The organism is Paenibacillus sp. LT-B23 (genome assembly GCF_059417685.1).
In genome coordinates this window covers 17982-43474 of record NZ_JBSQBM010000011.1, presented here as the reverse complement: position 1 = coordinate 43474, position 25493 = coordinate 17982, and the positions used below count along the sequence as shown (strand labels likewise).

General features: G+C 50.0%; 27 protein-coding genes, 1 pseudogene and 1 riboswitch. All 28 genes and pseudogenes read right to left on the bottom strand.

Features of this window, described 5'->3' with window-relative positions; all coding sequences use genetic code 11:
• Positions 1–107: 107 nt before the first annotated feature.
• Positions 108–395 carry a sporulation transcriptional regulator SpoIIID gene (gene spoIIID / locus ACWXW9_RS15105; RefSeq protein ID WP_007432737.1) on the bottom strand — a complete coding sequence of 96 codons (288 nt, stop codon included), beginning with the start codon at positions 393–395 and terminating at the stop codon, positions 108–110.
• 201 nt (positions 396–596) lie between these two features.
• A complete protein-coding gene (gene spoIIQ / locus ACWXW9_RS15100) occupies positions 597–1337 on the bottom strand; it encodes a stage II sporulation protein SpoIIQ (RefSeq protein ID WP_134912168.1) in 741 nt (246 codons plus the stop codon).
• 70 nt (positions 1338–1407) lie between these two features.
• Complete coding sequence (spoIID, locus tag ACWXW9_RS15095; protein WP_494930059.1) at positions 1408–2838, bottom strand: stage II sporulation protein D; 1431 nt, start codon at positions 2836–2838, stop codon at positions 1408–1410.
• Positions 2839–3072: 234 nt separating this feature from the next.
• Entirely contained in the window at positions 3073–4422 is a 1350-nt protein-coding gene (gene murA / locus ACWXW9_RS15090) for a UDP-N-acetylglucosamine 1-carboxyvinyltransferase (RefSeq protein ID WP_134912166.1), read from the bottom strand.
• A 324-nt stretch (positions 4423–4746) separates the two neighbouring features.
• Positions 4747–4998: a DUF1146 family protein gene (locus ACWXW9_RS15085; RefSeq protein ID WP_025683770.1), complete on the bottom strand. Its 252-nt coding sequence runs from the start codon at positions 4996–4998 to the stop codon at positions 4747–4749.
• 350 nt (positions 4999–5348) lie between these two features.
• Positions 5349–5762 (bottom strand): F0F1 ATP synthase subunit epsilon, encoded by a 414-nt coding sequence (locus tag ACWXW9_RS15080; protein ID WP_025683771.1) that lies wholly within the window; start codon positions 5760–5762, stop codon positions 5349–5351.
• A 70-nt stretch (positions 5763–5832) separates the two neighbouring features.
• Complete coding sequence (gene atpD / locus ACWXW9_RS15075) at positions 5833–7233, bottom strand: F0F1 ATP synthase subunit beta (RefSeq protein WP_431086371.1); 1401 nt, start codon at positions 7231–7233, stop codon at positions 5833–5835.
• Between the two features lie 122 nt (positions 7234–7355).
• Positions 7356–8222, bottom strand: coding sequence for an ATP synthase F1 subunit gamma (gene atpG / locus ACWXW9_RS15070; protein WP_494930058.1), 867 nt, complete (start codon positions 8220–8222; stop codon positions 7356–7358).
• Positions 8223–8468: 246 nt separating this feature from the next.
• Positions 8469–9983, bottom strand: coding sequence for a F0F1 ATP synthase subunit alpha (gene atpA / locus ACWXW9_RS15065; RefSeq protein ID WP_025683774.1), 1515 nt, complete (start codon positions 9981–9983; stop codon positions 8469–8471).
• A gap of 19 nt (positions 9984–10002) precedes the next feature.
• A complete protein-coding gene (locus tag ACWXW9_RS15060) occupies positions 10003–10548 on the bottom strand; it encodes a F0F1 ATP synthase subunit delta (protein ID WP_476126387.1) in 546 nt (181 codons plus the stop codon).
• Positions 10545–11033 (bottom strand): F0F1 ATP synthase subunit B, encoded by a 489-nt coding sequence (atpF, locus tag ACWXW9_RS15055; protein WP_494930057.1) that lies wholly within the window; start codon positions 11031–11033, stop codon positions 10545–10547. The genes ACWXW9_RS15060 and atpF overlap by 4 nt, the downstream gene beginning before the upstream one ends.
• A gap of 112 nt (positions 11034–11145) precedes the next feature.
• The gene (gene atpE / locus ACWXW9_RS15050) at positions 11146–11370 is read right to left on the bottom strand and encodes a F0F1 ATP synthase subunit C (protein WP_025683777.1); all 225 of its coding nucleotides are present in this window, start codon (positions 11368–11370) and stop codon (positions 11146–11148) included.
• 105 nt (positions 11371–11475) lie between these two features.
• Complete coding sequence (atpB, locus tag ACWXW9_RS15045; protein ID WP_494930056.1) at positions 11476–12300, bottom strand: F0F1 ATP synthase subunit A; 825 nt, start codon at positions 12298–12300, stop codon at positions 11476–11478.
• Between the two features lie 29 nt (positions 12301–12329).
• Complete coding sequence (locus ACWXW9_RS15040; protein WP_494930055.1) at positions 12330–12710, bottom strand: ATP synthase subunit I; 381 nt, start codon at positions 12708–12710, stop codon at positions 12330–12332.
• On the bottom strand, positions 12703–12957 hold the full coding sequence (locus ACWXW9_RS15035) for an AtpZ/AtpI family protein (protein WP_494930054.1): 255 nt from the start codon (positions 12955–12957) through the stop codon (positions 12703–12705). Before ACWXW9_RS15035 ends, ACWXW9_RS15040 begins: the two co-directional genes overlap by 8 nt.
• A 171-nt stretch (positions 12958–13128) precedes the next feature.
• A complete protein-coding gene (wecB, locus tag ACWXW9_RS15030; protein ID WP_494930053.1) occupies positions 13129–14298 on the bottom strand; it encodes a non-hydrolyzing UDP-N-acetylglucosamine 2-epimerase in 1170 nt (389 codons plus the stop codon).
• A gap of 109 nt (positions 14299–14407) precedes the next feature.
• Positions 14408–15037 (bottom strand): uracil phosphoribosyltransferase, encoded by a 630-nt coding sequence (gene upp, locus ACWXW9_RS15025; RefSeq protein ID WP_013312332.1) that lies wholly within the window; start codon positions 15035–15037, stop codon positions 14408–14410.
• Positions 15038–15507: 470 nt separating this feature from the next.
• Entirely contained in the window at positions 15508–15642 is a 135-nt protein-coding gene (locus ACWXW9_RS15020; protein WP_268794242.1) for a hypothetical protein, read from the bottom strand.
• Positions 15642–15879, bottom strand: a pseudogene (locus tag ACWXW9_RS15015) (sugar ABC transporter permease); the annotation flags it as partial. The pseudogene ACWXW9_RS15015 and the gene ACWXW9_RS15020, both read right to left, overlap by 1 nt.
• A 152-nt stretch (positions 15880–16031) precedes the next feature.
• Positions 16032–17282: a serine hydroxymethyltransferase gene (glyA, locus tag ACWXW9_RS15010; protein ID WP_494930052.1), complete on the bottom strand. Its 1251-nt coding sequence runs from the start codon at positions 17280–17282 to the stop codon at positions 16032–16034.
• Positions 17283–17410: 128 nt separating this feature from the next.
• Entirely contained in the window at positions 17411–17998 is a 588-nt protein-coding gene (locus ACWXW9_RS15005; RefSeq protein WP_494930051.1) for a TIGR01440 family protein, read from the bottom strand.
• A gap of 284 nt (positions 17999–18282) precedes the next feature.
• A riboswitch (ZMP/ZTP riboswitch) is annotated at positions 18283–18364 on the bottom strand.
• Positions 18365–18442: 78 nt separating this feature from the next.
• Positions 18443–19027, bottom strand: coding sequence for a low molecular weight protein arginine phosphatase (locus tag ACWXW9_RS15000; RefSeq protein WP_494930050.1), 585 nt, complete (start codon positions 19025–19027; stop codon positions 18443–18445).
• An 84-nt stretch (positions 19028–19111) separates the two neighbouring features.
• Complete coding sequence (locus tag ACWXW9_RS14995) at positions 19112–19672, bottom strand: manganese efflux pump MntP (protein WP_494930049.1); 561 nt, start codon at positions 19670–19672, stop codon at positions 19112–19114.
• A 196-nt stretch (positions 19673–19868) separates the two neighbouring features.
• Entirely contained in the window at positions 19869–21107 is a 1239-nt protein-coding gene (locus tag ACWXW9_RS14990; protein ID WP_494930048.1) for an L-threonylcarbamoyladenylate synthase, read from the bottom strand.
• A 182-nt stretch (positions 21108–21289) separates the two neighbouring features.
• A complete protein-coding gene (gene spoIIR / locus ACWXW9_RS14985; protein ID WP_494930047.1) occupies positions 21290–21982 on the bottom strand; it encodes a stage II sporulation protein R in 693 nt (230 codons plus the stop codon).
• A gap of 260 nt (positions 21983–22242) precedes the next feature.
• Positions 22243–23436 carry an FtsW/RodA/SpoVE family cell cycle protein gene (locus tag ACWXW9_RS14980; RefSeq protein ID WP_494930046.1) on the bottom strand — a complete coding sequence of 398 codons (1194 nt, stop codon included), beginning with the start codon at positions 23434–23436 and terminating at the stop codon, positions 22243–22245.
• A 75-nt stretch (positions 23437–23511) separates the two neighbouring features.
• Positions 23512–24411 carry a peptide chain release factor N(5)-glutamine methyltransferase gene (gene prmC, locus ACWXW9_RS14975; RefSeq protein ID WP_494930045.1) on the bottom strand — a complete coding sequence of 300 codons (900 nt, stop codon included), beginning with the start codon at positions 24409–24411 and terminating at the stop codon, positions 23512–23514.
• 3 nt (positions 24412–24414) lie between these two features.
• Complete coding sequence (gene prfA / locus ACWXW9_RS14970) at positions 24415–25482, bottom strand: peptide chain release factor 1 (RefSeq protein WP_025683383.1); 1068 nt, start codon at positions 25480–25482, stop codon at positions 24415–24417.
• Between the last annotated feature and the right edge of the window lie 11 nt (positions 25483–25493).

The following is a 25493-nucleotide window of genomic DNA, read 5'->3' as shown; positions in this document are numbered from 1 at the left end:
TATAAACCTACGGTTACATGTCATTTTTCGATCTTGTACCATCTTTTAACATATCATACTTCAGGGGGTTGATTCAATGGCTTTGCCAGCCAATTCACTATATATTTTTAGGACTTGCCTGAAACGAGGATCTCCCTTCTTTTGCCGCTCGTTTTTTTGTACTTGATTTTCGTCGCTTCCCCTCCCCGCAGATGGCGGATGGATTTATGGTATTCGAGAATGTGCTTCACCTGATCTGCAAGGTCCGGGTTGATTTCAGGCAGCCGTTCGGTCAGATCTTTATGCACCGTGCTCTTGGAGACACCAAATTCCTTGGCAATCGTACGGACCGTATTCCTTGTTTCCACGATACAGCGACCGATTTTGATGGTCCGTTCCTTGATGTAATCGTGCACGCTCCCGCCTCCCTACTGTGGATAGTTTGGTACATTATATGAGGAGTGTGCCTATATATTCGCGGTTTGGCGGGAAGACATGCTTCGGAAGGCCTATTTATTTGGCAAAAGCAACTGATGTTGACCCGATGAACTACAAAAGCACAAGAAAAAAGCGAGGGATGATGATCCCCCACTTTACATGAAAAGCTATGGCTGAATTTATTTTTTAGGAAGCAGACCGGTTGGATTCACTGGCTTGGCATCCTGATACACTTCAAAATGCAGATGTGTTTTCAAATCCTTTTCAAGTTCATTACGACCCGCCGAAGCGATGACATCGTTCTGTTTTACTTGATCGCCTTCTTTTACTTTCAGATCGTTCAAGCTTTGGTACACGGTTCTGAGATTATTATCATGCGTAATTTCCACCACATTGCCTACCAGCGGGTGTTGTTCCACACGAGTCACTTTACCACTGAGGGCAGCTCTCACTTCGAATGTTTGATCATCGGCGCGGGAAAGATCAATCCCGGTGTTGGCGGTAAAGGTTTTATCGTACTCTACCATCGCAGCCGCCTGTTCGTCAGCAGTCGCGTTTTCGTCAAAGAATGGCTTTACGACCTGTACTGCGGCAGCATCTGCTACCGGCCATGCGAGATTTTCCGACTGGGCAACGACTTCCATACTTTCAGGCTGTTGTCCGGTAACATCGGTATTGATCGTTGTTGTATTCTGTACCGATGAATTAGTTGGGTCAGGTTTGAAAGACTTCTGGCTGGCATCCTGATAGACCCACACTAGAGTTAGTATAATGGCTGCTGCGGCAATGTAGGCTGCCGGGTATGCCCACCTTTTGGACAACAGCTTTTTCCACGAAGACGGCCGTGAAGCCCTTCCACCCTGAAAGGTTTTGGGTGTTTCTTCATGATTTTGGTTCTGGTTTTTATTTTGTTCACTCATTTGCTCATCACCTCAGTAACCAGTGTTACCGGGTGCAACTCTTTTATACTTCAAAGTTTTGAAAAATTTACTAACTTAGAATACGAGAAGCTTGGGCAAAGGAAACACCCGTATAATAGTGAAGGAGAATTTGAGTGGCGGTATGTCCTTCCTTGGCCATTCCGTTAGCTCCCCATTGGCTCATACCAACACCATGTCCGTATCCATAGGTTGTAATGGCGATCCGATCCCCTTCCGCCTTCCACGTAAATTCAGCAGAACGCAATCCCAACTTGTTTCGGATTTCCGGTCCTGTAAAAATAGTGCCTCCTACTTCGATCTGCTTGATCCGATGTCCCTTTGTCTTGGAAAGTATCCGAATTTCCGGTATACTCCCTCCTCCGGCAGAAGCGGCCATCGCCGTACGGCTCAAACCCAATCTATTAAACACAGTCTGACGGCTCAGCGTGACGGTTTCTGTATAACCGGGCGCAAGCTGCTTGTCCCACGGACTTGACACACTACGTAAATAGGGCACAGCCTTGGCCCACACATCCTCTGAATTTTCAGTATAACCGTTACTGGTAGAAAAAAAGGAAGCGGTAATCGGCTTGCCCTCATACACCATGACCGTATCCTTGGTATCGCGTACGGCCTGCTGGATTTTGGCCAGTTCTGCGGATTTGCCAGCATGCCCCCACTCTCTATCAAGTTTGGCTTTGGAAATGTAGGCTTGGTGCTTAACCGTATCGGTCACATCCGCCCCCGCCGGAGCGCCGCTGGTGTCATCAGCCAGCAAACGGCGGGCAATGAAGGTACGCGCAGCAATGGCCTGCGCCTTCAACGCCTCGCCCTCAAAGCTGGGCGGCATTTCGGCGGCTACTACGCCGACAATGTATTGCTCCAGCGGCAGCGTCTCCGTGCGACCAGTGGACGTGACGTATACCCGCACGTCCGGCTCTGCCGCCGCTGGTACGCTACGCGCTGGCGCGGCGGGCACTGCAGGCATGGGTGGGACGCCCGGCAGTCGTGTAACGGGCGCCTCGCCCTTCGCAACCGCTGGCGTAGCCGTGCGGTTGCCAGGCGGCAACGGCTGCGCCGTGTGGCGTGGCCACGCCATTAGTGCGGGCACCATCAGCGCTAGCGCAAGCAGGCCCGCCATAGCGGCGGCGGGCAGCCACGGGCGGTGGCTGCCCCAGCGCGGTACATGCCCGGTGGCAGGCCGCAGATACGGCAGCGGCACGGACGGCTGGCTGCCGCGTGCGTCGCGGGTCGTGGCTGCCCCGGGGGCGAGCGACGACGCCGGGATAGGGCGCTGCGCGGGAGTGACCGCCGCCGTACGCCGGGCGGTGAGGGTCACTCTGTCAGGAGCTGACGCGCCCGGAGGAACGGACTGCTGTTGCACAGGACGCCCTGCCTGTGCAACAGCTATAGAGCCGTGGCTGTCTCCCGCAGGTGAAACCCGGCGATGTTCCTTGGCATGATGAATGGGTATACGAATACGAACCTGTGAATCTTTCATAAGCTGAAACCTCCATCAAAGGGTTAGAGTCCGGCTGGAAGCAACGATACGCTCCAGCAGATATTTTCAATCATATGAGGTCGTCCACTTTGATAGAACCCTTTTAAGAGAACTGAAAGAATGAAAAAGACAGGCTGAAAACATAAAAAACCAAGTCCATAATGGACTTGGTTTCTCACTTATTCGTAAATATTACAACATGTATTAGCCGCATGAGGCTATATACGCTAAAGCTTAGGCCAGGGAAGGCTGAATCTTGAACAGATTCCCTGATGCCGGTTCTGGTATGACGCGCTCAGCACTGGAAGCACCCAGCTTGGGCTCTTCTACCGTTACTCTGTAAATGTCCGCCCCTAACCCGGTCAGCTTCTCAGCCAGATGAACATAACCACGGTCGATGTGATGTACACCGGATACCTCCGTTGTACCTTCCGCAATCAGTCCAGTCAGAATCAAGGCAGCACCTGCACGCAGATCTGTTGAGGTTACTTTTGCACCCGTCAATTTAGCATTGCCGGTTACAATAGCAGAACGGCCTTCAACTTTAATCTCCGCATTCATCAGATGAAATTCATCCACATGCATAAAACGATTTTCAAATACGGTTTCCGTGATAATGCTGGTTCCCTCAGCGGCAAGTTGAAGTGCCATCATCTGAGACTGCATATCCGTAGGGAAACCAGGATAAGGCAACGTTTTAACGTCAACGGCCTTTAACGGTTTATCCGAAATTACGCGAATTCCATTTTCATCCGGTTGAATGGTTACACCCATTTCTTCCATCTTGGAGATAACCGGTCCCAAATGGTCCGATATCGCGCCTTCTACATATACGTTCCCGCCTGTGATCGCAGCAGCAACCATGTAAGTACCTGCTTCTACCCGGTCGGGAATGACCGTATGCTTCACACCATGCAGCTTTTCAACGCCTTCAATGCGAATAACGCCTGTACCTGCACCGCGCACCTTGGCACCCATACCGTTCAGGAAATTCGCAAGATCGACGATCTCAGGTTCCTTGGCAGCATTTTCAATGGTGGTAATGCCCTCCGCTAGAGTAGCGGCCATCATAATATTTTCGGTCGCACCTACGCTGGCTACATCCAAATAAACTTTGGCTCCACGCAGACGTCCGTTACTTTTAGCTTCAATAAATCCTTGGCCCAGACTAATCTCGGCGCCCAATGCTTCAAAACCCTTCAAATGCTGATCAATCGGTCGCGTACCAATTGCACATCCGCCCGGAAGCGAAATTCTTGTGTGTCCCAAACGTGTAAGCAACGGCCCCATAACCAAAAACGATGCACGCATTTTCCTAACCCACTCGTAAGGGGCTTCACAGGAAATTATCTTCCGCGCGTCAACACGAATGACCTCGTCTTGGTATGTAACGCCTGCTCCTAAGGACTCCAGCACTTTGTTAATGGTCATCACATCGTCTAGAGGAGGTGCATCAATGATAACACTTTCTCCTTCTTCTCCTAAAAGAGAAGCGGCGATGATCGGCAGAACTGAGTTTTTGGCTCCGCTGACTTTGACACTCCCGGTCAATCTGTTGCCACCGCGGACGATAAATTTGCTCATCTATGGTTCCCTCCGCGCGTCATTTCCCTTTTCCATCATGGAAAAAAAGAACATTTTCCGCTATTTTCATGCCTTGCTTTTTCATTACATAAAAAAACAAGAATTTACTAATACCCTAACTGCCATCATAACACTGATTAAATCAAGTATACAAGCGTTTTTTACACATGACGACTATTGTGCTTCTAGCCTGCTCAACCAGCTATACACGTATAGTTCTTTTGTTTACCATTGTTGACAATATGGCACGATGTTATTCGACAATTCCCGCAGATACACAGCCATAAAGTCATATAACCCGCCCTCTTCATGTTAAAACACATTCTACAGCATCTGGCTCCATGAGATATAGCTTAACAGAAACCCGGACACCAGTTGTCCCAAAATAATGGCAAGAAACAAGTGCAGCAATCTGCCCTGTGGTCCCTTTGGATGCCTGATGAACAAATCCAGCTTTAAGCTTTGTAAAGCCCACCAAGCTAACGCTATACAAATGAGCGACACGATCATGGAGACCAGCGCGGTCATACTCGCCGATTGACTTAACTGTTCAGCCAATTGCTGCTTCCCGTTCATCCGTAATCCCTCCCACTTGCGTCACAGACTTCTTTATAATACTCGGCGAACGCCTAATATGCCAGTGCTAATTCTATTTTCAGGACAATTATTTCGACAAAATACGAACATTTTCTTCTGTTTCGTGAATTTAAAAGGTACTATGTACCTAGCTATTAAGCAAGAAATAGGACTGTATTTTTGGAAATCATATCTAAAAAAAGGGCTCGATCACAGTGATCGAAGGAAGGAAAAGGCTACCTCCTCTTCTTCTGCCGGAACATCATTTGGCAGAAATTATGAAGTGGTTTCCCAGTCATTCCATCCGTATACCATGCCGAACCCTTTTACAATCCAGTTAAAACCCAATATTAATTCTTATTGGTTCTGATGCTTGTTGCATTCAGACGGTTAAGTGCCCGTTGCAGGGCTACCTCCGCCCGATGATGGTCTACTTTCTCCTGCTTGCTCTGGAGCCGCAGCTCTGCCCGCTCCCTTGCCGCACGGGCACGCTCCACATCAATATCCTCGGAACGCTCCGCACTTTCAGCCAAAATGACCACTTTATCCTTGCGGACTTCAACAAAGCCCCCATTGACTGCAATCACTTCTGTCTGACCGCCAGTTTTAATACGTACCGGCGCAATCTTCAAGGGAGTGACCAAGGGAAGGTGTCCGGGTAAAATCCCGAGATCGCCTTCCGAGCCGCGAACACTGATGCTGTTTACCTGTTCTGCAAAGACCAAGCGCTCCGGCGTCACAATCTCCAACAAATACGTGCTCACTTGAATCCCTCCTGAAAGCTGCCCGCAGACAGCTCACTTCGTAAGGCTCGGCTACTCTTCGCCTGTATGCTTACAGCGTTTTGGCTTTTTCTACCGCTTCTTCGATGGCTCCTACAAAAAGGAAAGCCGCTTCTGGAAGATGATCATACTTGCCTTCCAGAATTTCTTTGAAGCTTCGTACAGTTTCTTTAACCGGCACATATTTACCCGGGAAGCCGTTGAACGCTTCGGCAACGTGGAAAGGTTGGGACAAGAAACGCTGGATTTTGCGCGCACGGGCTACCAGCATTTTATCTTCTTCACTCAGCTCGTCCATACCCAAGATAGCAATGATATCCTGAAGCTCGTTATAACGGGCCAAAATTTGTTTTACACCTTGGGCTACATTATAATGCTCTTCACCCACAACTTCCGGAGACAAAATCCGGGAACTCGACGCGAGTGGATCAACCGCTGGGTAGATACCCATTTCGGAAATTTTACGCTCCAGATTTGTCGTTGCATCCAAATGGGCAAACGTTGTAGCAGGAGCCGGGTCAGTATAATCATCCGCAGGTACATAGATCGCCTGAATGGAAGTAACAGAACCTTTTTTAGTAGAAGTAATCCGTTCCTGCAATTGACCCATCTCAGTTGCCAGCGTAGGCTGGTAACCTACTGCCGAAGGCATACGTCCCAAGAGGGCGGAAACCTCGGAACCAGCTTGGGTAAAGCGGAAGATGTTATCAATAAAGAGCAACACGTCACGGCCTTCCTGATCACGGAAATACTCCGCCATCGTCAGACCCGTAAGGGCAACACGCAAGCGCGCGCCTGGAGGCTCGTTCATTTGTCCGAACACCATCGCTGTTTTGTTGATAACGCCAGAATCTCTCATTTCATGGTACAAGTCATTTCCTTCACGTGTGCGTTCACCAACACCCGCAAATACAGAAATACCACCATGTTCCTGAGCGATATTGTTAATCAATTCCTGAATCGTTACGGTCTTACCTACACCGGCACCACCAAACAATCCGACTTTACCACCTTTGGCGTACGGAGCCAGCAGGTCGATAACTTTAATGCCGGTTTCGAGCATTTCTGCTTGAGTTGTCAATTCATCGAAGGCAGGAGCCTGACGGTGAATCGGATTTCTAGCTGCTTCACTCAAATCAGTACCATTATCAATTGGCGTTCCAAGTACGTTAAATACGCGTCCCAGAGTTGCTTCACCGACAGGTACCGAAATAGGTGCTCCCTGATCGATTGCTTCAACTCCACGAACCAGACCATCTGTGGAAGACATGGCAATACAACGCACACGGTTGTCACCAAGGTGTTTCGATGCTTCGAGCGTCAGGTCAACTTTGACTCCGTTCTCCAGCACAGTCCCAATATGAATGGCATTCAGGATTTCCGGAAGCTGTCCGCGTTCAAACTCAACGTCGACAACCGGACCCATGATGCTCACTACGCGTCCTTTGTTCATCTTTTGGTTTCCCTCCTACAAGCTTGCACAGCCGCAAATCCGAACTACACGATTTGTTTTGCGCCCGCAAATTATCATATTAGTATAGGACCAGTTATACAGCAGTCCGCAAAAAAAGCCCATTAAGACTGGGCACTTGCCCCTGCCACGATTTCCGTAATTTCCTGGGTAATAGCCGCTTGACGAGCACGGTTATAGGTTAGCGACAGCTCACCAATCAGCTTCGTAGCATTTTTAGTGGCAGATCCCATTGCTGTCATTTTCGCTCCCAGTTCACTCGCCTTACCGTTCAGCAAAGCACCATAGATGAGTGTTTCCGCGTATCGCGGCAACAGCACTTCCAGCACTCCTTCCGGTGACGGCTCATACTCATAGTTAATCGAGGATGATGCTGTAGCCGAATCCGGCGTCGCCATAGGCAACAGACGGTCAACGGTTGGAATCTGAGTCAATGCATTAACAAAGCGGTTATAGCATAGATACAGCTCATCAAATTCTTTGAGCTCAAAACCCTGCACAGCTTTGTTGGCAATCGTCTTGATATCTGCAAAAGCAGGTGTATCCGACAGATCTGTTACCGACTCGGCAATAGGAAACTCGCGGCGTCTGAAATAGTCCCGTCCTTTTCGTCCAATAATGAAAATTGTAAATTCATCCTGTGAACGGTGACGTTCCGCAATTGTCTGTGTAACCTGCCGCAAAATGTTGGCATTATAACCACCAGCCAGACCACGATCAGATGTAATGATGAGATATGCCGTCTTTTTGACCGGACGCGATTCCAGCATCGGGTGCTTAACGTTGTTTGACCCCGCAGCAATACTGGTCACAACTTCCCTAAGCTTTTCCGAATAAGGACGAGCCGCCTCAGCCTTCTCCTGAGCTTTTCTAAGCTTGGATGCAGCTACCATCTCCATCGCTTTCGTAATCTGCTTCGTACTCTGCACACTTTTGATCTGACGTTTAATCTCGCGCATACCTTTTGCCATGATTTCACCACCTTCAAGCTTTGGCAAAGCCAAAGCTACTTCGTAAGCATTCACTTAGCTTTGGCAAAGCCAAAGCTAACTTCGTAAACCGGTTCTGGATATCCGGCCGTCCATGATGAAGGACAGTCCAGCCGGACTAATCATAAAGGGCCTGTTATTGAGTATAAAACATGCCAAGGAAGCCACAGCCCGGAGGGCACGCTTCCTTAGGACACTTCTCGTCATAAACTGGCAAATTCCAATGTATTAAACCGACGTGGCAAATGATTTTTTGAATTTCTCGATAGCTGCTTTGAGAGCCGCATCGTTATCAGGAACCAAGTCTTTTGTATCACGAATAGATTGAAGAATATCTTGATGATCAGACTCCATATAAGAAAGGAAGTCTTTCTCAAAACGTTTCACGTCTGCTACAGGAATATCATCCAGGAAGCCTTTTACCGCAGTGTACAAGCTCACAACCTGTTGTTCTACAGCCAGAGGCTGGTTAACACCCTGTTTCAAAATCTCCATCATACGCGCGCCGCGATCCAGACGAGCTTTGGTGGACTTGTCCAAATCGGAACCGAATTGGGAGAACGCTTGAAGCTCACGATATTGGGCGAGATCCAGACGCAGGGAACCTGCAACCTTTTTCATCGCTTTGATCTGAGCCGAACCACCTACACGGGATACAGAAATACCTACGTTAATCGCCGGACGTTGTCCTGCATAGAACAAGTCAGCTTCGAGGAAGATTTGTCCGTCTGTGATGGAAATAACGTTCGTTGGAATATAGGCAGATACGTCGGAAGCCTGTGTTTCAATGAATGGCAACGCAGTTAGCGATCCGCCGCCTAACTCGTCATTCAGCTTCGCTGCACGTTCCAGCAAGCGGGAATGCAGATAGAAAACGTCTCCTGGGTATGCCTCACGGCCCGGTGGACGACGCAGCAACAGGGAAAGTTCCCGGTAAGCTGACGCTTGTTTGGTCAAGTCATCGTATACAACCAATACGTGCTCGCCTTTGTACATAAAGTACTCACCCATAGCGCAGCCAGAGTAAGGTGCGATATAGAGCAATGGTGATGGGTCGGAAGCTGCCGCTGTAACGACAATCGTATATTCCAAAGCACCATGACGACGCAAGGTTTCAACGACTTGAGCTACCGTAGATTGCTTTTGGCCGATGGCAACATAAATACATTTCATGCCGCTGCCTTTTTGATTCAAAATCGCGTCAATCGCAATAGAGGTTTTACCTGTTTGACGGTCACCGATGATCAGCTCGCGTTGACCGCGACCAATCGGAACCATTGCATCAATAGCTTTAATCCCCGTCTGCATTGGCTCATGTACCGATTTACGGGCCATAACGCCTGGAGCTTGGCTTTCTACCGGACGGAATTCCGTTGTAGCAATCGGGCCTTTACCGTCAACTGGTTGTCCCAGCGGATTAACAACACGTCCGATCAATGCTTCCCCTACAGGAACCTGCATGATCTGACCTGTACGTTTCACTTGACCGCCTTCACGGATATCGGAGAATTGACCGAGAATAACAACACCGACATTGCTTTCTTCCACGTTGAGCGCCAAGCCCAAAACGCCGTTTTCGAATTCAACCAATTCACCGGACATGACTTTTTCCAGTCCGTAGACGCGGGCAATACCGTCGCCGACTTCAACAACAGTGCCGACTTCAACGACCTCGATATCATTTTTATATTGTTCAATCTGACTTTTAATCAATGAACTGATTTCTTCAGGTTTGATACTCAAGTGTGTTCACCCCTATCTTCTATACTCGTCTGTTAAAGGATTTCTCAAGACGATCCAGCTTGCCGGCCAGACTACCGTCGTATAGCGTATCGCCGATAACCACTTTCAATCCGCCCAGCAGACTCGGGTCCACTATGTTTTCCACACGGATTGTTTTATGTTCACGGGCTCCGAATTGCTCGGCTACCGCTGTTTTTTCCTGCTCACTGAGCGCATAAGTGGAATACACCTTTGCATGGGCAAGTCCCAGCTTGTACTCCTGAATATCGAGGTATCCGGCGAGAAGAGATTCGAACAAATCCGCTCTGCTGCGCTGGATCAACAGCTTAATCGTGTTGATCACCGGAGCAGACAGCTTGCCCTCAAAACTGTTAGCCAGAACCTGAAGCTTGACCGCTTCCGTAATGTTAGGAGAGTTGATGAACTTACGGATTTCAGCATCCCCGGAGACAGCTTCTACAAAAGCACGAAGCTCTTGCTCGGTCTCCATAATGGTTTGCTCTTGCTCCGCCACTTCAAACAAAGCTTTTGCATACCGTTTGGCAACTACCGTATCCCGGCTCATGCTTTGCCTCCTACCTCTTTAAGGTACTGGTCGACAAGCTCTCCCTGGACTTGGTCTTCCTTGATTTCTTTTTGAATCAGCTTGGAAGCGATTTGTACCGAAGCCCGGCCCACTTCGCTGCGCAGCTCGGCAACTGCCTTATTGCGCTCGCTTGTGATCTCACGAACAGCTTCGTCTTTCAGGCGGACAGCTTCGTCCTTGGCCTGAACGATAATTTGCTCCGCTTGCTTGCTACCTGTTTGTTTCGACTGCTCAATAATATCGTAGGCTTCTTTACGTGCCTGTTGGAGAGCCTGCTTTTGCTCCTCAACATAAGCAGCAGCCTGTTCACGCGTCTGTGCCGCTTCATTCATTTGCTTCAAAACAAGCTCACGCCGCTTCTCCATGATTGAAAAGAGAGGGCCGAATGCATAACGGGTCAGCAACCAGTACAAGATCAAAAATGCAATTATAGTAAAAACGATACTTGTCCAATTTAAACTCAATTGAAGTCACTCCTTTCCGGTGAACGTCAGTCCTAGTTATCTCTTAAGCCAAGCAACAAAGAAGGCGCGGATGGCTGTGCCTTCCCCGCCAAACCTTGCAAGTTTCAAATTATTATGCCTTAGCGTAGAAAATGAATGCCAGGACGACACCGATAATAGGCAGGGCTTCAACCAGACCTACACCGATAAACATTACCGTTTGCAAAGTTGATTTAGCCTCAGGCTGACGAGCGATACCTTCAACTGTTTTACTTACGATCAGACCGTTACCAATACCTGCGCCGAGCGCACCCAAACCTACTGCGATAGCTGCTGCTATTAATGCCCAAGCTCCCATTTTAAAAATCCTCCTTAGAGATGTGTATTTGTGTTGTACATGTATTTGCAGTTAAGAGCGAAGCGCACTCCTGAACTTAACTAAAAACCGGAAACTGAAAATTACCTAATGATCTTCTTCATGTGTATCGATTGCCTGTGAAATATACACGAACGTCAAAATGGTAAAGACGAACGCCTGGATACTGCCGACAAAGATACTGAATCCTTGCCATACAATCAGCCCCAATACGGAAGCAATCCATCCTCCAAAGCCAATTGCCGTCAATTTCAGCAGTACACTAATCAAAACCTCGCCGGCAAAAATATTACCGAATAGACGCATACCATGTGTCAAAAGTTTCGAGAACTGCTCAATCAGGTTAATTGGCAAAAAGAAAGGGAATGGCTGAATGTAATGCTTGAAGTATGCTTTGGTGTTACGGAAGATTCCCAGGAAATGAACCAGGACAAAGATCATCAATGCCAGACCAATGGACACCCCTGCATCTGCGGTAGGTGATTTCCACCAGTTGACACCCACGTGGGCAGATTCGCCCGGATGAGACGCTTGTGCCTGTTCTAATGCTTCCTTGACTGGAATGATTTCATGTCCAAATACTTGGGCACTTTGCGCATTATCGAATTCGGTCACAATCCCGAACGGTAAGCCCAGCATATTTCCGACAAAAATGAACATGATCAGCGTCATCCCCAAGGAGAGGAATGGCTTCCCTTTTTTCAAATCCATCGTGCTGGTAATCAGTCCTTGAACGAATTCTACGACCCATTCCATAAAGTTTTGCAGCTTGCTTGGATTGTCTACAGACAAATTGCGTGTTGCAGCAAAAGCCAGTCCAAACACAATCGCGCAAGTTACAAAGAGCATAATAATGACGGACAAGTCAATGTTAAACCCGCCCAATTCGATAATCGGTGATTCATGCAACATGTTTTCTCACCCCTTTCTCAGTTGAGCCATCATTTTTCCTGTAGCGCGAATATGATGCCTATAATTAAAAGAAGAAACTGTCCAGTCACCAGGCTTGCCATTACAGCGATCTCATGGAAATAGGCCGGGAATTCTATCGCCAGCACCACCGCCAAAATAGAGGTCGCTACACGAACTCCAAAGCCGATGCCCACCCTTTTCTTCTTGCCTTCACCGGCGGCTGCACTCGCAACCTGTCGAATTTTGTAGGCCATATGCAGCACATTAAGACAGCTTACTCCCGTTCCCAGAATGATTCCGTGAGCAATGTCACGATGTTGGGGCATGAAGGCGGAGACCAGGAAACACAGAGCCATAATACAAAGCGCTACGATCCATAACATTTTTTGCATTCGGGTCATCTCACTCATGGTTATCCCTCAATACCTTTCCGATCACAAGGGCAATACTCAATGCGCCTACAACCAAGCCTGCGAGAACGCTTACGCCAATCCAAATTCCGGAGCCACCAAGTTTGGCGTCAAGCCACTTTCCGGCAAGAAAACCACCCAGTGTGCATACCGCCAAATCAATGCCGATAGCGCTCACCAGTCCAATTGCCTTGAAGGCATTTCCGGTGTTATTTCGGTTGTTGTTTTGCTTGGAAGGTTTGACCACTTTTCCATGTCACCCCTGCAATTCCAGTCCATTTTACTTAAATATAAGATGCTTTGTCAATTGAGATATTTTAGCGCCCTAAAGTATAGAATCAGTCAACAAAGCATCTTAAAATGCCGTATCCCTTGGTAACCGTACAGTTTAACTGTATGCTTGCCTTGTAAAGGATTATTATGTCGTGCGAACACCTTTTGTGAACATTGTGTGAAATTCTTCAGGGCGTTCAGATTGAACACCATAATGGTGCAAAATTGCATTGACAATTCTTACCGATGCTTGTCCATCACCATAAGGATTTGCTGCCTGACTCATAGACTCATATAAAGCAGAATCCGTCAAAAGAGCCCTGGTTCGATTGTAGACGTTCTCTTCATTCGTACCCACCAGCTCCAGTGTGCCTGCTTCAATGCCTTCCGGTCTTTCAGTCGTATCGCGTAGTACCAGTACAGGCACGCCGAATGAAGGGGCTTCCTCCTGAAGACCACCGGAATCAGTAAGAATGAGATGAGTGTGCGGATAAAAATTGTGTAAATCCACCACATCCAGCGGATCAATCAGCTTAATACGCGGATGGTTGCCTAAAATCTCAAATGCAGGCTCCTTCACAGCCGGACTTGGATGAACGGGATACACAATAGCAATATCCTCAAACTCGTCCGCGATCCGTTTGACCGCACTAAAAATTTGGCGATGTGGTTCCCCCTGGGACTCCCGACGGTGTGCCGTCATCAGAATCATACGCTTGCCTTTAGCCCATTCCAACACCGGATGCTCGTAATCCTGACGAACTGTGTACTGAAATACGTCAGTCACTGTATTGCCTGTTACATATATTCGCGATTCAGGTTTATTTTCCTTCCGCAAATTTCCAGACGATAAAGATGTAGGAGAAAAATGAAGATCAGACAGCACTCCTGTAAGTTGACGGTTCATTTCCTCAGGGTATGGAGATAGTTTGTTCCACGTCCGCAAACCCGCTTCCACATGCCCCACTTCGATCTGTTGCATAAAGGCCGCATAGCTGGCCAGGAAAGTCGTCAGCGTATCGCCGTGAACGAGTACAATATCCGGCTTTGCCTCACGTAATACAGGCTCTAAACCTTGAAGCACACGGATCGAAATTTCATTAAGCGTCTGACGATCCTTCATCACATCCAGATCATAGTCAGGGTGAATATTAAATACTTCCAGAACCTGATCGAGCATTTGGCGATGTTGAGCCGTTACGCATACTACAGACTCGATATGCTCGGGGTGACGTTGAAGCTCCAAAATAAGAGGAGCCATCTTAATCGCTTCCGGACGCACGCCAAAAATAGTCATCACTTTGATTTTGGACATTTTCTGTTGAACCCCTTTTCAAAATAAACGCCCGACTCCAAGATCGTTCTCCTATGAAAAACGACTTGTCCGTAACGCCCATATATTATGCCGAATGACCAGAGGCCGTTTATTTGGTTCCGTACAAACGGTCTCCCGCATCACCAAGACCAGGAATAATGTAGCCGTGATCATCCAGACGCTCGTCCAGTGCAGCAACATAAATATCTACATCGGGGTGGGCATCCTGAACAGCCTTGACTCCCTCGGGAGCGGCAATCAAATTCATCATTTTAATTTGGGTGCAGCCTCTCTTTTTCAACACATCAATAGCCGCGATCGCCGAGCCGCCTGTTGCCAGCATCGGATCAATCACGATCAATTCACGCTCTGTCACGTCTGTAGGCAGCTTCGTGTAGTATTCCACAGGCTGCAATGTCTCAGGATCACGGAACAGTCCCACATGCCCTACCTTTGCTGCCGGCAGCAGTTTAACGACGCCATCCAGCATACCCAGGCCTGCGCGCAAGATCGGAATGAGGCCCAGCATACGACCGGAAATCACTTTACCTTCCGTCTCAGCAACCGGCGTCTGCACCGTAATGCTTTCCAGCGGGATATCCCGCGTAATTTCATAAGCCATCAATGTTGCTACTTCATCCACCAGTTCGCGGAAATCCTTGGTGTTGGTCCGCACATCGCGGATAAATGTAAGTTTGTGTTGGATCAAAGGGTGATCACAAACCACCAGTTTTGCCATGATATATTCCCTCCGGTATTATCGTCACGTTCTTTCGCACCAGAACATTGAACATCCTGTATGGAAAGGATCTATGTAACCTATTTGTACAAACCAAATAAGCACAGATGCAATGCGTGCCTGTAAATCCTGTTTATTATAACATTCCCTTGATTGATTTAACACCTGCCACCGCAACCTTTTGTCAAGAGGAAGATATGACAGGTAAAAAGCATACTTTGCCCACTTCAGGGGTGACTTTTGTCATACAAAAAGTGCATAAAAAAGGCTCTGACGGCACTTGACCGTCAAAGCCTTTGAACTTCAGACTACCCACCCAAGCTACAGGCATTGTGTCCTGATACAGCATCAATCTTTTATCTAAACTTCAAATTGTCCCATGCCCCCTGAAATTGCTGGAGCATTTCATCCTTCGTAATGACTCCCACAATATAGGCCTGCAAGCTACTTTCAGATCCTGATTCAGTCCCTTAGGGAAACGTTGATAGTTCCAACTCCATATCTTGTCGCTGTTTTATTTTATTCCAGGCATTCGCGTAGTTCTCAAAATGGAAGGTCATCGGCCACGAAGCGGAATGAGCCAAAATGTCGCTTGTTTTTCCCATTACATTTCGACCTCCTTTTTCTTCGTCAGACGCACCTGGATGCTCGTAATGATTGCAACGATAACAAAGAAAATAATGACTTTGGCAGTACCCAATCCAAGACGACTATTTGTAAACGCTTCATTATATATGTCCTCCGAACGCAACGGACTCCGTCGACTTGAAAGGTCCACCCTTTGTCAGCGCCAAATTCAACTCAATTACTTTAAAGGACCAGGATATCACCAGAAACAGGCAAAATTGCTAGAAATCAAAAAAAGACTGTTCCCACTCCGATTTACGGAAGAAAAACAGCCTTATCAGTCTCATCATATGTGTAGTCATGGTCATCCCCCAGATGCCAAGGCTGACAACCTGAGGCTAAGGGGGAGCATGAACAAGCCGATTGATTAGTATTGAGTACCTGGGTAGATCGGGAATTTGTCTGTCAGTTCGCCAACAGCTTGGCTGGCTTTAAACAATACCGTATCATCCTTCGGATTTTTGAGAGTTTCAGCAATGATTTTACCGATTTTGACCATAGCCTCTTCATCCATACCACGGGATGTTGCAGCAGGTGTACCAATGCGGATTCCGCTGGTAACGAATGGACTGGTCGGGTCGAAAGGAATCGCGTTTTTGTTGACCGTGATGCCCACGGAATCCAGTACATGCTCCGCTTCTTTTCCAGTGATGTTCAAGTTACGCGTGTCCAGCAGCATCAAGTGATTATCCGTACCGCCGGATACAATGTTAATGCCTTCAGCCAGCAATGTCTCAGCCAGCACCTGGGCGTTGCGAACTACGTTTTGCGCATAGGTTTTGAAGGAAGGCTGGAGCGCTTCACCCAAGGCAACGGCTTTAGATGCGATCACATGCATCAAAGGCCCCCCTTGAGTGCCTGGGAAAATCGCTTTATCAATCGCTTGCGCCCACGCTTTGCGAGTCAGAATCAGACCGCCACGCGGACCACGCAGCGTTTTGTGTGTCGTTGTTGTAACAAATTGAGCATGCGGAACCGGGCTTGGGTGAATACCTGCTGCCACAAGACCCGCGATATGTGCCATATCGACCATGAACAGAGCGCCCACATCGTTGGCAATGGAAGCAAAGGCTTCAAAATCGATGGTACGCGGATACGCGCTCGCTCCGGCTACAATCAGACGAGGGCGATGCTTGAAGGCTGCCTTGCGCACTTCATCATAGTCGATGCGGAAGTTGTCTTCACGTACGCCGTAAGCGGCAAAGTTATACAGCAAGCCGGAGGCGTTAACCGGACTTCCGTGTGTCAGATGGCCACCGTGCGCCAGGTTCATACCCAGTACGGTATCTCCAGGTTTAAGAGCTGCCAGATATACTGCCATGTTCGCTTGCGCTCCCGAGTGAGCCTGTACGTTAGCATGCTCTGCACCGAACAGTTCTTTGGCACGGTCGCGTGCAATGTCCTCGACGATATCCACATGCTCACAGCCACCGTAGTAGCGTTTGTTTGGATAACCTTCAGCATATTTATTCGTCAGTACGGAGCCCATTGCTTCCATTACTGCTTCGCTGACGATATTTTCGGATGCGATCAGCTCGATATTGTGGCGTTGTCGTTTCAGTTCAAGTCCCATTGCTTCCAGCACTGCCGGGTCACTTTTACGCAGATGTTCCATCATGATTGATTACTCCCTCTCCATGGTCAATTGTCAGGTATACAGGCAAGCGCCTGCTCCTCTGTTGGGTACCTCATCATCAATGCAAAAAAGATCAATACAAACATGCAGTCCAAGCCAAAATACAAATGCTAGTCGCAGCTTCCGCCGCCTTCTTGCTCCAGACTATACACTGCTCGTTGTCCGCCAATGAGCGGAGGACGAGTGAATGCCGCCGTCACACGCGCTTCGCCAATCCAGCGAAGGCCTGGACGAAACGGAACGGCAATCGGTCGCAAATGCATACCGATCAGCGTCTCACCAATGTCTACCCCCGCATGCGCCTGTACATTCGCTGCCAGACACGCATCTTCCAGCGCACGATAGGCGGCGGTAGCCATAGATCCGCCTGCCGTACGAACGGGAACGGCGGCGACCTCCGTCAGTCCCAGCCGCTCCAGCACGGCTCGCTCAACGACTAGCGCACGGTTCAAATGCTCGCAGCATTGAAATGCCACGTCAAAACCATACGCCCTGCGAACGGATTCCACTCCAGCCAGCAATTGCTGCGCTACATCGAGCGCTCCCGCCGTGCCAATCCGGCTTCCCGCCACCTCACTGGTGCTTACGCCGATAACCAACAGGCGACCAGCTTTGAGACTGGCTGCTTCTGCGATTTCCTTCACGACAGAAGCGGTCTGTGCTTTAAGCGCAACCTCATGATCCAATTGTCCTACCATTGGAACCTCCTTTGGTTGAACGGCCCCACAGAGACTGGGCACGGGCTTATGCCCCATGTTCAACACACTCTCTCCTGATATCACAATCTGACTATATTATAGCCGATGAATCGGATTTCGAGCAGGAAAAATGGAAAAACTGCTTAAAGGACCCTCTCTCGGTTTGGATACTCGAAGTAACAGCATGCGGAAGAATAATAGCCATTTGTCTGGACGGAAGGACACTGGAGGCCGGACCTAGTTCATATACGAAAAAAGAGCAGTCCACAGCCTATGTGGATTTGCTCTTTTGCCCAGGCGACCGGCCGTATATCCGGTGCTCCATCGTGGTTAACCCCACTTTTGTCGCCAGTTACACCGGATTCTTGTTTTTCCACCTTATCTTAACGGATTAACCGCCGAAAATCAACAGATCCCGTACAAAATAGATAGGTAATCCAAACTTTATTCGGACAAGGACTGTAGCTTGTCCACCAGCTTGTGCAGCGCTGTTCGGATTTCTGCAGCCGTGACATCGTAATCTTCACGCGACCCGCCGAACGGATCGGAAATATCAAAGCCCGGAATACGTTGACGCAGTTCAATCATCCGCTCACGCTCCCGTGCCGAAAGCTCCTGACCTAATGATCCCATCAGTTGTTGCGAAGCGTACAGACCATCCAGCTCCTGTACATCATTCAGCACTGAATCCCGGTCCTCCACATATTCCTTGAGCGTAAACACCTTGCCCACCGTTTGGGGAAAGCGCTGAATGACGTGCTGCTTATGCCCTTGGGTCAAGGTTAAAATCAGATGTGCCCACTCGGCAAGCCCACCGTTCAAAGAAGTTGAGGTGATTTGATCCGAGATATTGTGGTCACGTAGCACTGCCTCTGCATGTCGGGAAATGGGCGTACCTTCCATCGCGGCTACTCCCGCCGAGCGCACTTCCAACCCTAGCCCGTGCTCAGCAGACAGCTTGCGCAGCATCCCTTCAGCCATTGGACTGCGACAGGTGTTCCCTGTGCAAACGAATAAGATATGTTTCAACGTCTTCACCCCCCGTAAGTTAAAAAATATATAAACAGAGGATTACTAAAATCCTGTATTTATTTTACACTGTCCGCCCCAAAATCAAAACATAAACATAATGCCAAATGCCAGTAAAATAGCACCGCCCACCGCTTCTCCATAGTCTCCCAGATTGCGGCTGACCTTGCGGCCTAACAGCAGTCCCAGCATCGCCATCGCTCCCCCGCAAAAGCCAAACGTCAGAACGGTCAGCACCAAATCACTCTGGAACATGCCCAGTGATACCCCGACAGAAAAGGAGTCGACGCTCACCCCAAGCGAAAATAGTAAAAGGCCCAGGGGCGAACGATGGTCCAGCACCTGTACCCCGTCACCTTTGAAGGAATTATACACCATATGCCCGCCCAAAAGGATAAGCAATCCCCCTGCAAAATAGGTCGTCACATGACCCAATAAAGAACTCATATAATGGCCTGTGAACATACCCAGCAATGGCATCAGTATGTGAAAAAAGCCAATGACCGTGCTGATCCGCAGCACGTCCCGCAGGCGTATCCCCTTCATGCCGATCCCTACGCCCAACGATAACGCATCCATCCCCAGCGCTACTGCCATGACCAGAATCGTTACAATCTGCCCGGCATGGGCAGAGGCTGCCAGCATACTCCATCCCCCCAATATCCGTCCGCTCTTGTACACGTTATGCGGACAAGAGGCAAAACAGTACAAGCATACGGTTTACCGTGCTTGTACCGGGAAGGAGAGGGGCCAACTATGCTGAAAAGGTCAATCCATGCAAACGCGGGGACTGCATATATAGGAAATGTTTGGGAAATGTTTGGATAGTGTCCGCGTCGTCCTAGAGACGGACGACCCGATGGCCTGCTGCTTTGAGCAGGCGGTTCATGACGGCGTCTCCCAGCCCTTTTGGCGGACAAGCTTCCGCCAAGATGTAGGTGACGCCTTCCTCGTCGCAGCGGCGCAGCACGCCGTACAAGCGCTGCGCCGCCTCATGGAGCTCGTCCAGCTTGCCCAGCGTGTAAACGCGCTCTCCGGCATAGCCGGCGGCATGCTCGTCGAACGCGAGCACCGCCGTGCGCTCTCCACGCGCGGACGCCTCCGCCAGCGCAGCGCAAATCCAGCTCGTCACCTTCGCGGATGACGGGCCTTGCACTACGCTCAAACGGCCTCGCGGCGCGTAGTGCGTGTACTTCATGCCCGGCGAACGCGGTGCCGGGCTATCGGCGTCCTCGCCGGGCGAAGCGACGGCGAGCGCCGGGTCCAGCTCGACGGCGCGAGCGACCGCAGCGAGCTGCTCGGCCGTCACGCCACCGGGGCGCAGGATGGTGACGGTTCCGTCGTCACTGGCCTGCACCACCGTAGACTCCAGCCCTACACCCGTGGGGCCACCGTCCAAAATGCCGCCGATGCGGCCCTCCAGGTCCTCCCGCACATGCTGTGCAAGGGTCGGACTGGGCCTGCCCGAGCGGTTGGCGCTTGGCGCAGCCAGCGGACAGCCTGCTTCCGCAATCAGGCGCAGCGCTACCGGATGATCTGGCATGCGCACGCCGACCGTGTCCAGCCCCGCCGTCACACGGGGCGACAGTGCTTGCGGAATTACGGGCAGCACCAGCGTTAGCGGTCCCGGCCAGAACGCATCCATCAGCGCCCGCGCCGTATCATTTACTTCCGTTACCATGCCATCCAACTGGGCAGGGTCGGAAATATGCACGATCAGCGGATTATCGGAAGGACGCCCTTTGGCGGCGAATACCGATTCTACCGCTTCCGTGCTACGCGCATCCGCGCCCAAGCCGTACACCGTCTCAGTAGGGAACGCTACCGTCTCTCCTGCTTGCAGCAGCACAGCAGCCTCACGAATGCCTTTTTCCGCCGCGACAAGGGCTTGTCCGGATAACATTTCACCAGAGAAATCCCCTTCAACCACTAAGCCTCTGACGTCCCACCAATTCGTATGGGAAGCCGCCAACGGCGGCTTTAGCTCATAAAGCCCCTGTTTATCCAGTACCGATTCACATTTTTCCTTTTGCACAGACTCTCCGCACAAACCTTGTATTTGATTCGATTTATCGCTCATATCAGATCATCCCATACGTTATTGTCATACAGTCCTGTTCAGTTTGCTCTATCGTCAAAGAACTTGCCTTGGCGGCTTACCTGAACCGAATCAGTCCATGTCTCATAGCTGTAAAGCCTATATTTCATTATAACATACCGGAATCATCCACCCGTTGTTCTCTTTTCTACAGTTCACGACAATTAGGCAAAAAGACCACTCACCCATCCCCACAACCCCGTCAACGCATCCCATAGAAAAAACCGTACTTCCGGCTCCTTGTCAGCGGCATTCGTCCGTCCGCCTCCTTGGTCCGCTTTTGCCGAGACCGCTTGTGCTGCTGCTTCCCCGCTGCCCGCATCAATAAAGCACAAGGGAGGAAACAGCACACACCACCAATTTTGCCCCTTGCCTTGTCCCAGCGTAACCCGAAGCGCTTCATAATCTCCTGCCGGATAAACAAGTCCACCGTACATCTTGGTCGGAAAAGGTACGTTTGCCAATTCCACCTGATGGTCGTACGAAATGCCCCGTCGAGCCAGTTCCGCGCCTACTAAACGGTCAATTTCGGGTAAATGAGCAGCAATCAGCACTCTGGCTTGCTCCAAACTTTGCGGGTTTTCCAACTTGCCCACCCACGCATCCATCTGTTGTACGATGGAATCCCTTATTTCACGTTTTACCAACTGATCCTCCGGGCGATCCGAGTTGGCCAAAATACGCAATCGGATGGAATCATGCGGAATAACGCCCGCTCCTGTCGTGGCCATCCCTGCCCCTACAGGCCCTCTTGACCCTGATGTCATGGCGGCATCTGTTTTTTGACCTTCCCACGACATCATTAATATTGAAATACAAAATAGTATCATTGCAACTTGCTTGGTCCAGCTTCTCATCCCAAATCCCCCCAAACTCTATCATGTCTATCAGTCTGTCCGGTTTGGGAGAGGCTAAACCTATCAATCTCGTGAAATGTTCAAGAAGATTTAAAAAAACATCCATAGCCCTACATCGAGCAACATGGATCTGCGTACCAAAGCTTGGGAGTAACCCGCGTATACAAAAAAGCCCAGATTTCACAATCTGGACCCTTTTGCATCTCACTATTTTTCTCACCATAAAACACGAAGCTGTATCTATCCACAATCTGTACACACTAAGCTTTTTTCGCCTTCGTCAAGTTCACTCTGGAAGGCTGTGGCAGATCGTCCTCCAGCTCCTGACCGTGTACCTTAATGCTCATAACCAAGCCAATACTAGCCATATTAATGAGCAACGACGTACCCCCATAGCTTATAAAAGGGAGCGTAATCCCCGTCAGTGGCATGATGCCCAAAAACGCGCCGATATTCTCAAAAATCTGATACAGCAGCATGGACACAATGCCGACAATAAGATAGGGTCCAGCCCGATCACGGCATTCCAGCGAGATCAGGATCATACGGTGTATCAAAATAAAATATAGCAGCAGCAGCACCGATGAGCCGACAAAGCCAAATTCCTCCGCTACGACCACAAAAATAGAATCCGCATAGGTGTAAGGCACACGACCAGATTGCACCGAAGTCCCCTGCAAAAAGCCTTTGCCCATCATTCCACCAGAGGCAATGGCCAGCTTGGCGTTTTTCGTATGATAAGATGCCTTCGCTGTCGCTTCTTCCGGTACCAGCCAAGGGTCCAGACGCTCTACCCAGTGACTACGGCCAATGCCCTTCATAAAGGTATCAATCTGATCGTGGAAGGAAATATACGCTTTGATCCCGCCGCCTGCGGCGACTACAAAAATCGTAAATCCGATCAATGCATGGGAGGCCTTCACATTACCGATCCACAGCATCCCGAGAACGATGACAATGTACCCGAGCGCATTACCCAAGTCATTTTGCGCCATTACCATAGCGAACGGGACAAAGCTCACTAAAGCAACTGGAAGTACATCCTGTATAAAGTAAAGCTTGCTCTTGCGCTTCTTTATCAGCATATACGCCAGAAAAATAATAAGCACTAGCTTGAATACCTCAGCAGGCTGAAGGTTCAAGCCACCAATTTTCAAAAAGCCCTGGGAGTTATTAACCGTCCCGCCAAAAAAGCCGAGAGCCAACAGGAATATTCCGCCGCCATATACATACAGCGCTTTTTTAATAAAAATACGAAAATCCACCAACGCCAAACCCAAAACAGCCACAAAACCCAATATATAATACCCGATCATTTTCTGGTAGTCGTTTCCGTGCTCCGCAATGTTGGTAGGGCCTCTACCCGCGCTATACACCGTTATGATACTAATCGCCATCAGCAAAACCAGAATGAAGATAACCGGACCGTCAATTTTTTTCAATTTCTGAAGCATGATTTCCCCCTGAGCCGTTTCTCGGTCATACTCCTTTTATTCTAAAGGAAAGACTCGCAAAAAGAAAATGCAGCATTATTCCGCAACGCCCAGGACATGGCGTTCGATTCCAGCAAGGTCCGGAACGATTAGAATCGTATTCCAATGACCTGCCTGCTCCAGCAGTCCAGCCACGTCTCTGGCCTGTCCCATGCCTAGCTCAAACCCGATTAACCGCGGCGGAGCCTGAAGCAGCCCAAGCTGCTCCAGCATCGCCCGATACGGGCCAAGCCCGTCAGGCCCGCCATCCAGCGCCATACGCGGCTCATGGTCGCGCACCTCCGGCTGCAAGCCTGCGATGTCGGCGGCCGGGATGTATGGCGGATTGGACACCAGGATGTCCACCGCCTCTCCCGCGAACGGCGCCAGCAGGTCGCCTTCGCGCAGCTCCACGGCTGCGCCGTTGGCAGCGGCGTTATGCGCCGCCATCTCCAGCGCTGCGGCGGAAATATCCCCCGCCGCCACACGCCACCGGGGCCGCTCAGCCGCCAGCGTGACGGCAATCGCCCCGCTGCCCGCGCCGATATCGAGCGCCTGCGGAGCGCCGTCCGGCCACAGCCGGTCGCCGTGCTGAAGTATGGCCTCGACGAGCAGTTCTGTCTCGGGGCGCGGAATCAGCACCGACGGCGAAACCGCGAACGGACGGCCATAAAACTCCTGCCGTCCGATAATATACTGCGCTGGCTCACCCGCTGCTTTGCGAGCCATAACCGCTTCCCACGCCTCTTTGCCCGAGGCTGGGAACGGATCGCCCAGCGCAGCGTAGAACGCCGTGCCTTCCAGCCCGAGCGCATGCTCCAGCAGCAGGCGGGCGTTATGCTGCGGCTCCAGCACGCCGCAGCTCCCTAAAAAAGAAGAAGCCTCAACTAAGGCTTCTCTGATACTCATGCTCCGTTCCGGCGACATTCGATACACAAGATCGCGTTCGTGTCCCAAAACTTAAACCTCTTGTTCCATCAAATCAGCCTGCTCTGCAATCGTGAGCGCCGATACGATTTCTTCGATCTCCCCGTTCATCACCTGATCCAGCTTGTGCATGGTCAGCCCGATGCGGTGATCTGTTACACGGCTTTGCGGGAAGTTGTAGGTACGAATGCGCTCACTGCGATCTCCGGTACCCACTTTGCTCTTACGCTCGCCTGCATATTTGGCTTCCTCTTCCTGACGAAGCATATCCGAAATACGGGCACGCAAAACCTGTAGTGCCTTCTCCTTGTTGGAGTTTTGGGATTTGCCGTCCTGACAGGTTGCCATAATGCCTGTTGGCATATGCGTTACACGTACCGCCGACTTGGTCGTATTAACGGACTGACCGCCAGCACCGCTGGAGCAGAACGTATCTACGCGGATATCCTTGTCGGAAATTTCAACATCCACTTCTTCGGCCTCAGGCATAACGGATACCGTAGATGTAGATGTATGAATACGTCCACCGGATTCCGTCGTCGGAATCCGCTGTACGCGGTGTGCTCCGCTTTCGAATTTCATTTTGCTGTATGCGCCGCGACCGTTAATCATGAAAATAACCTCTTTAAAGCCCCCAAGGTCATTCATGTTCGCGTCCATCAGCTCTACACGCCAGCCTTGGGTATCGGCATAACGAGTGTACATCCGGTACAGATCGGCCGCGAACAATGCCGCTTCGTCACCACCCGCTGCACCACGAATCTCGATAATCACATTCTTATCATCATTCGGGTCCTTCGGCAGCAGCAAAATGCGGATTTTCTCGTCCAGCTCCCGTTTACGGGCACTGAGCTCATCAATCTCCATCTTCACCATTTCACGCATCTCGTCGTCCAGCTTTTCGGCCTGCATGGCTTTAGCAGCGTCAAGCTCTTCAACGACAGTTTTATATTCAGTATATGCTTCATAAGCAGGCTGTAAATCAGACTGTTCTTTGGAATAATCTCTAAGTTTCTTGCTATCGTTCGCTACATCCGGATCGCAGAGCAGTTCGCTCAGTTTATCGTAGCGGTCCGCCAATGATTGCAATCGGTCCAACAAGCGATTCACCT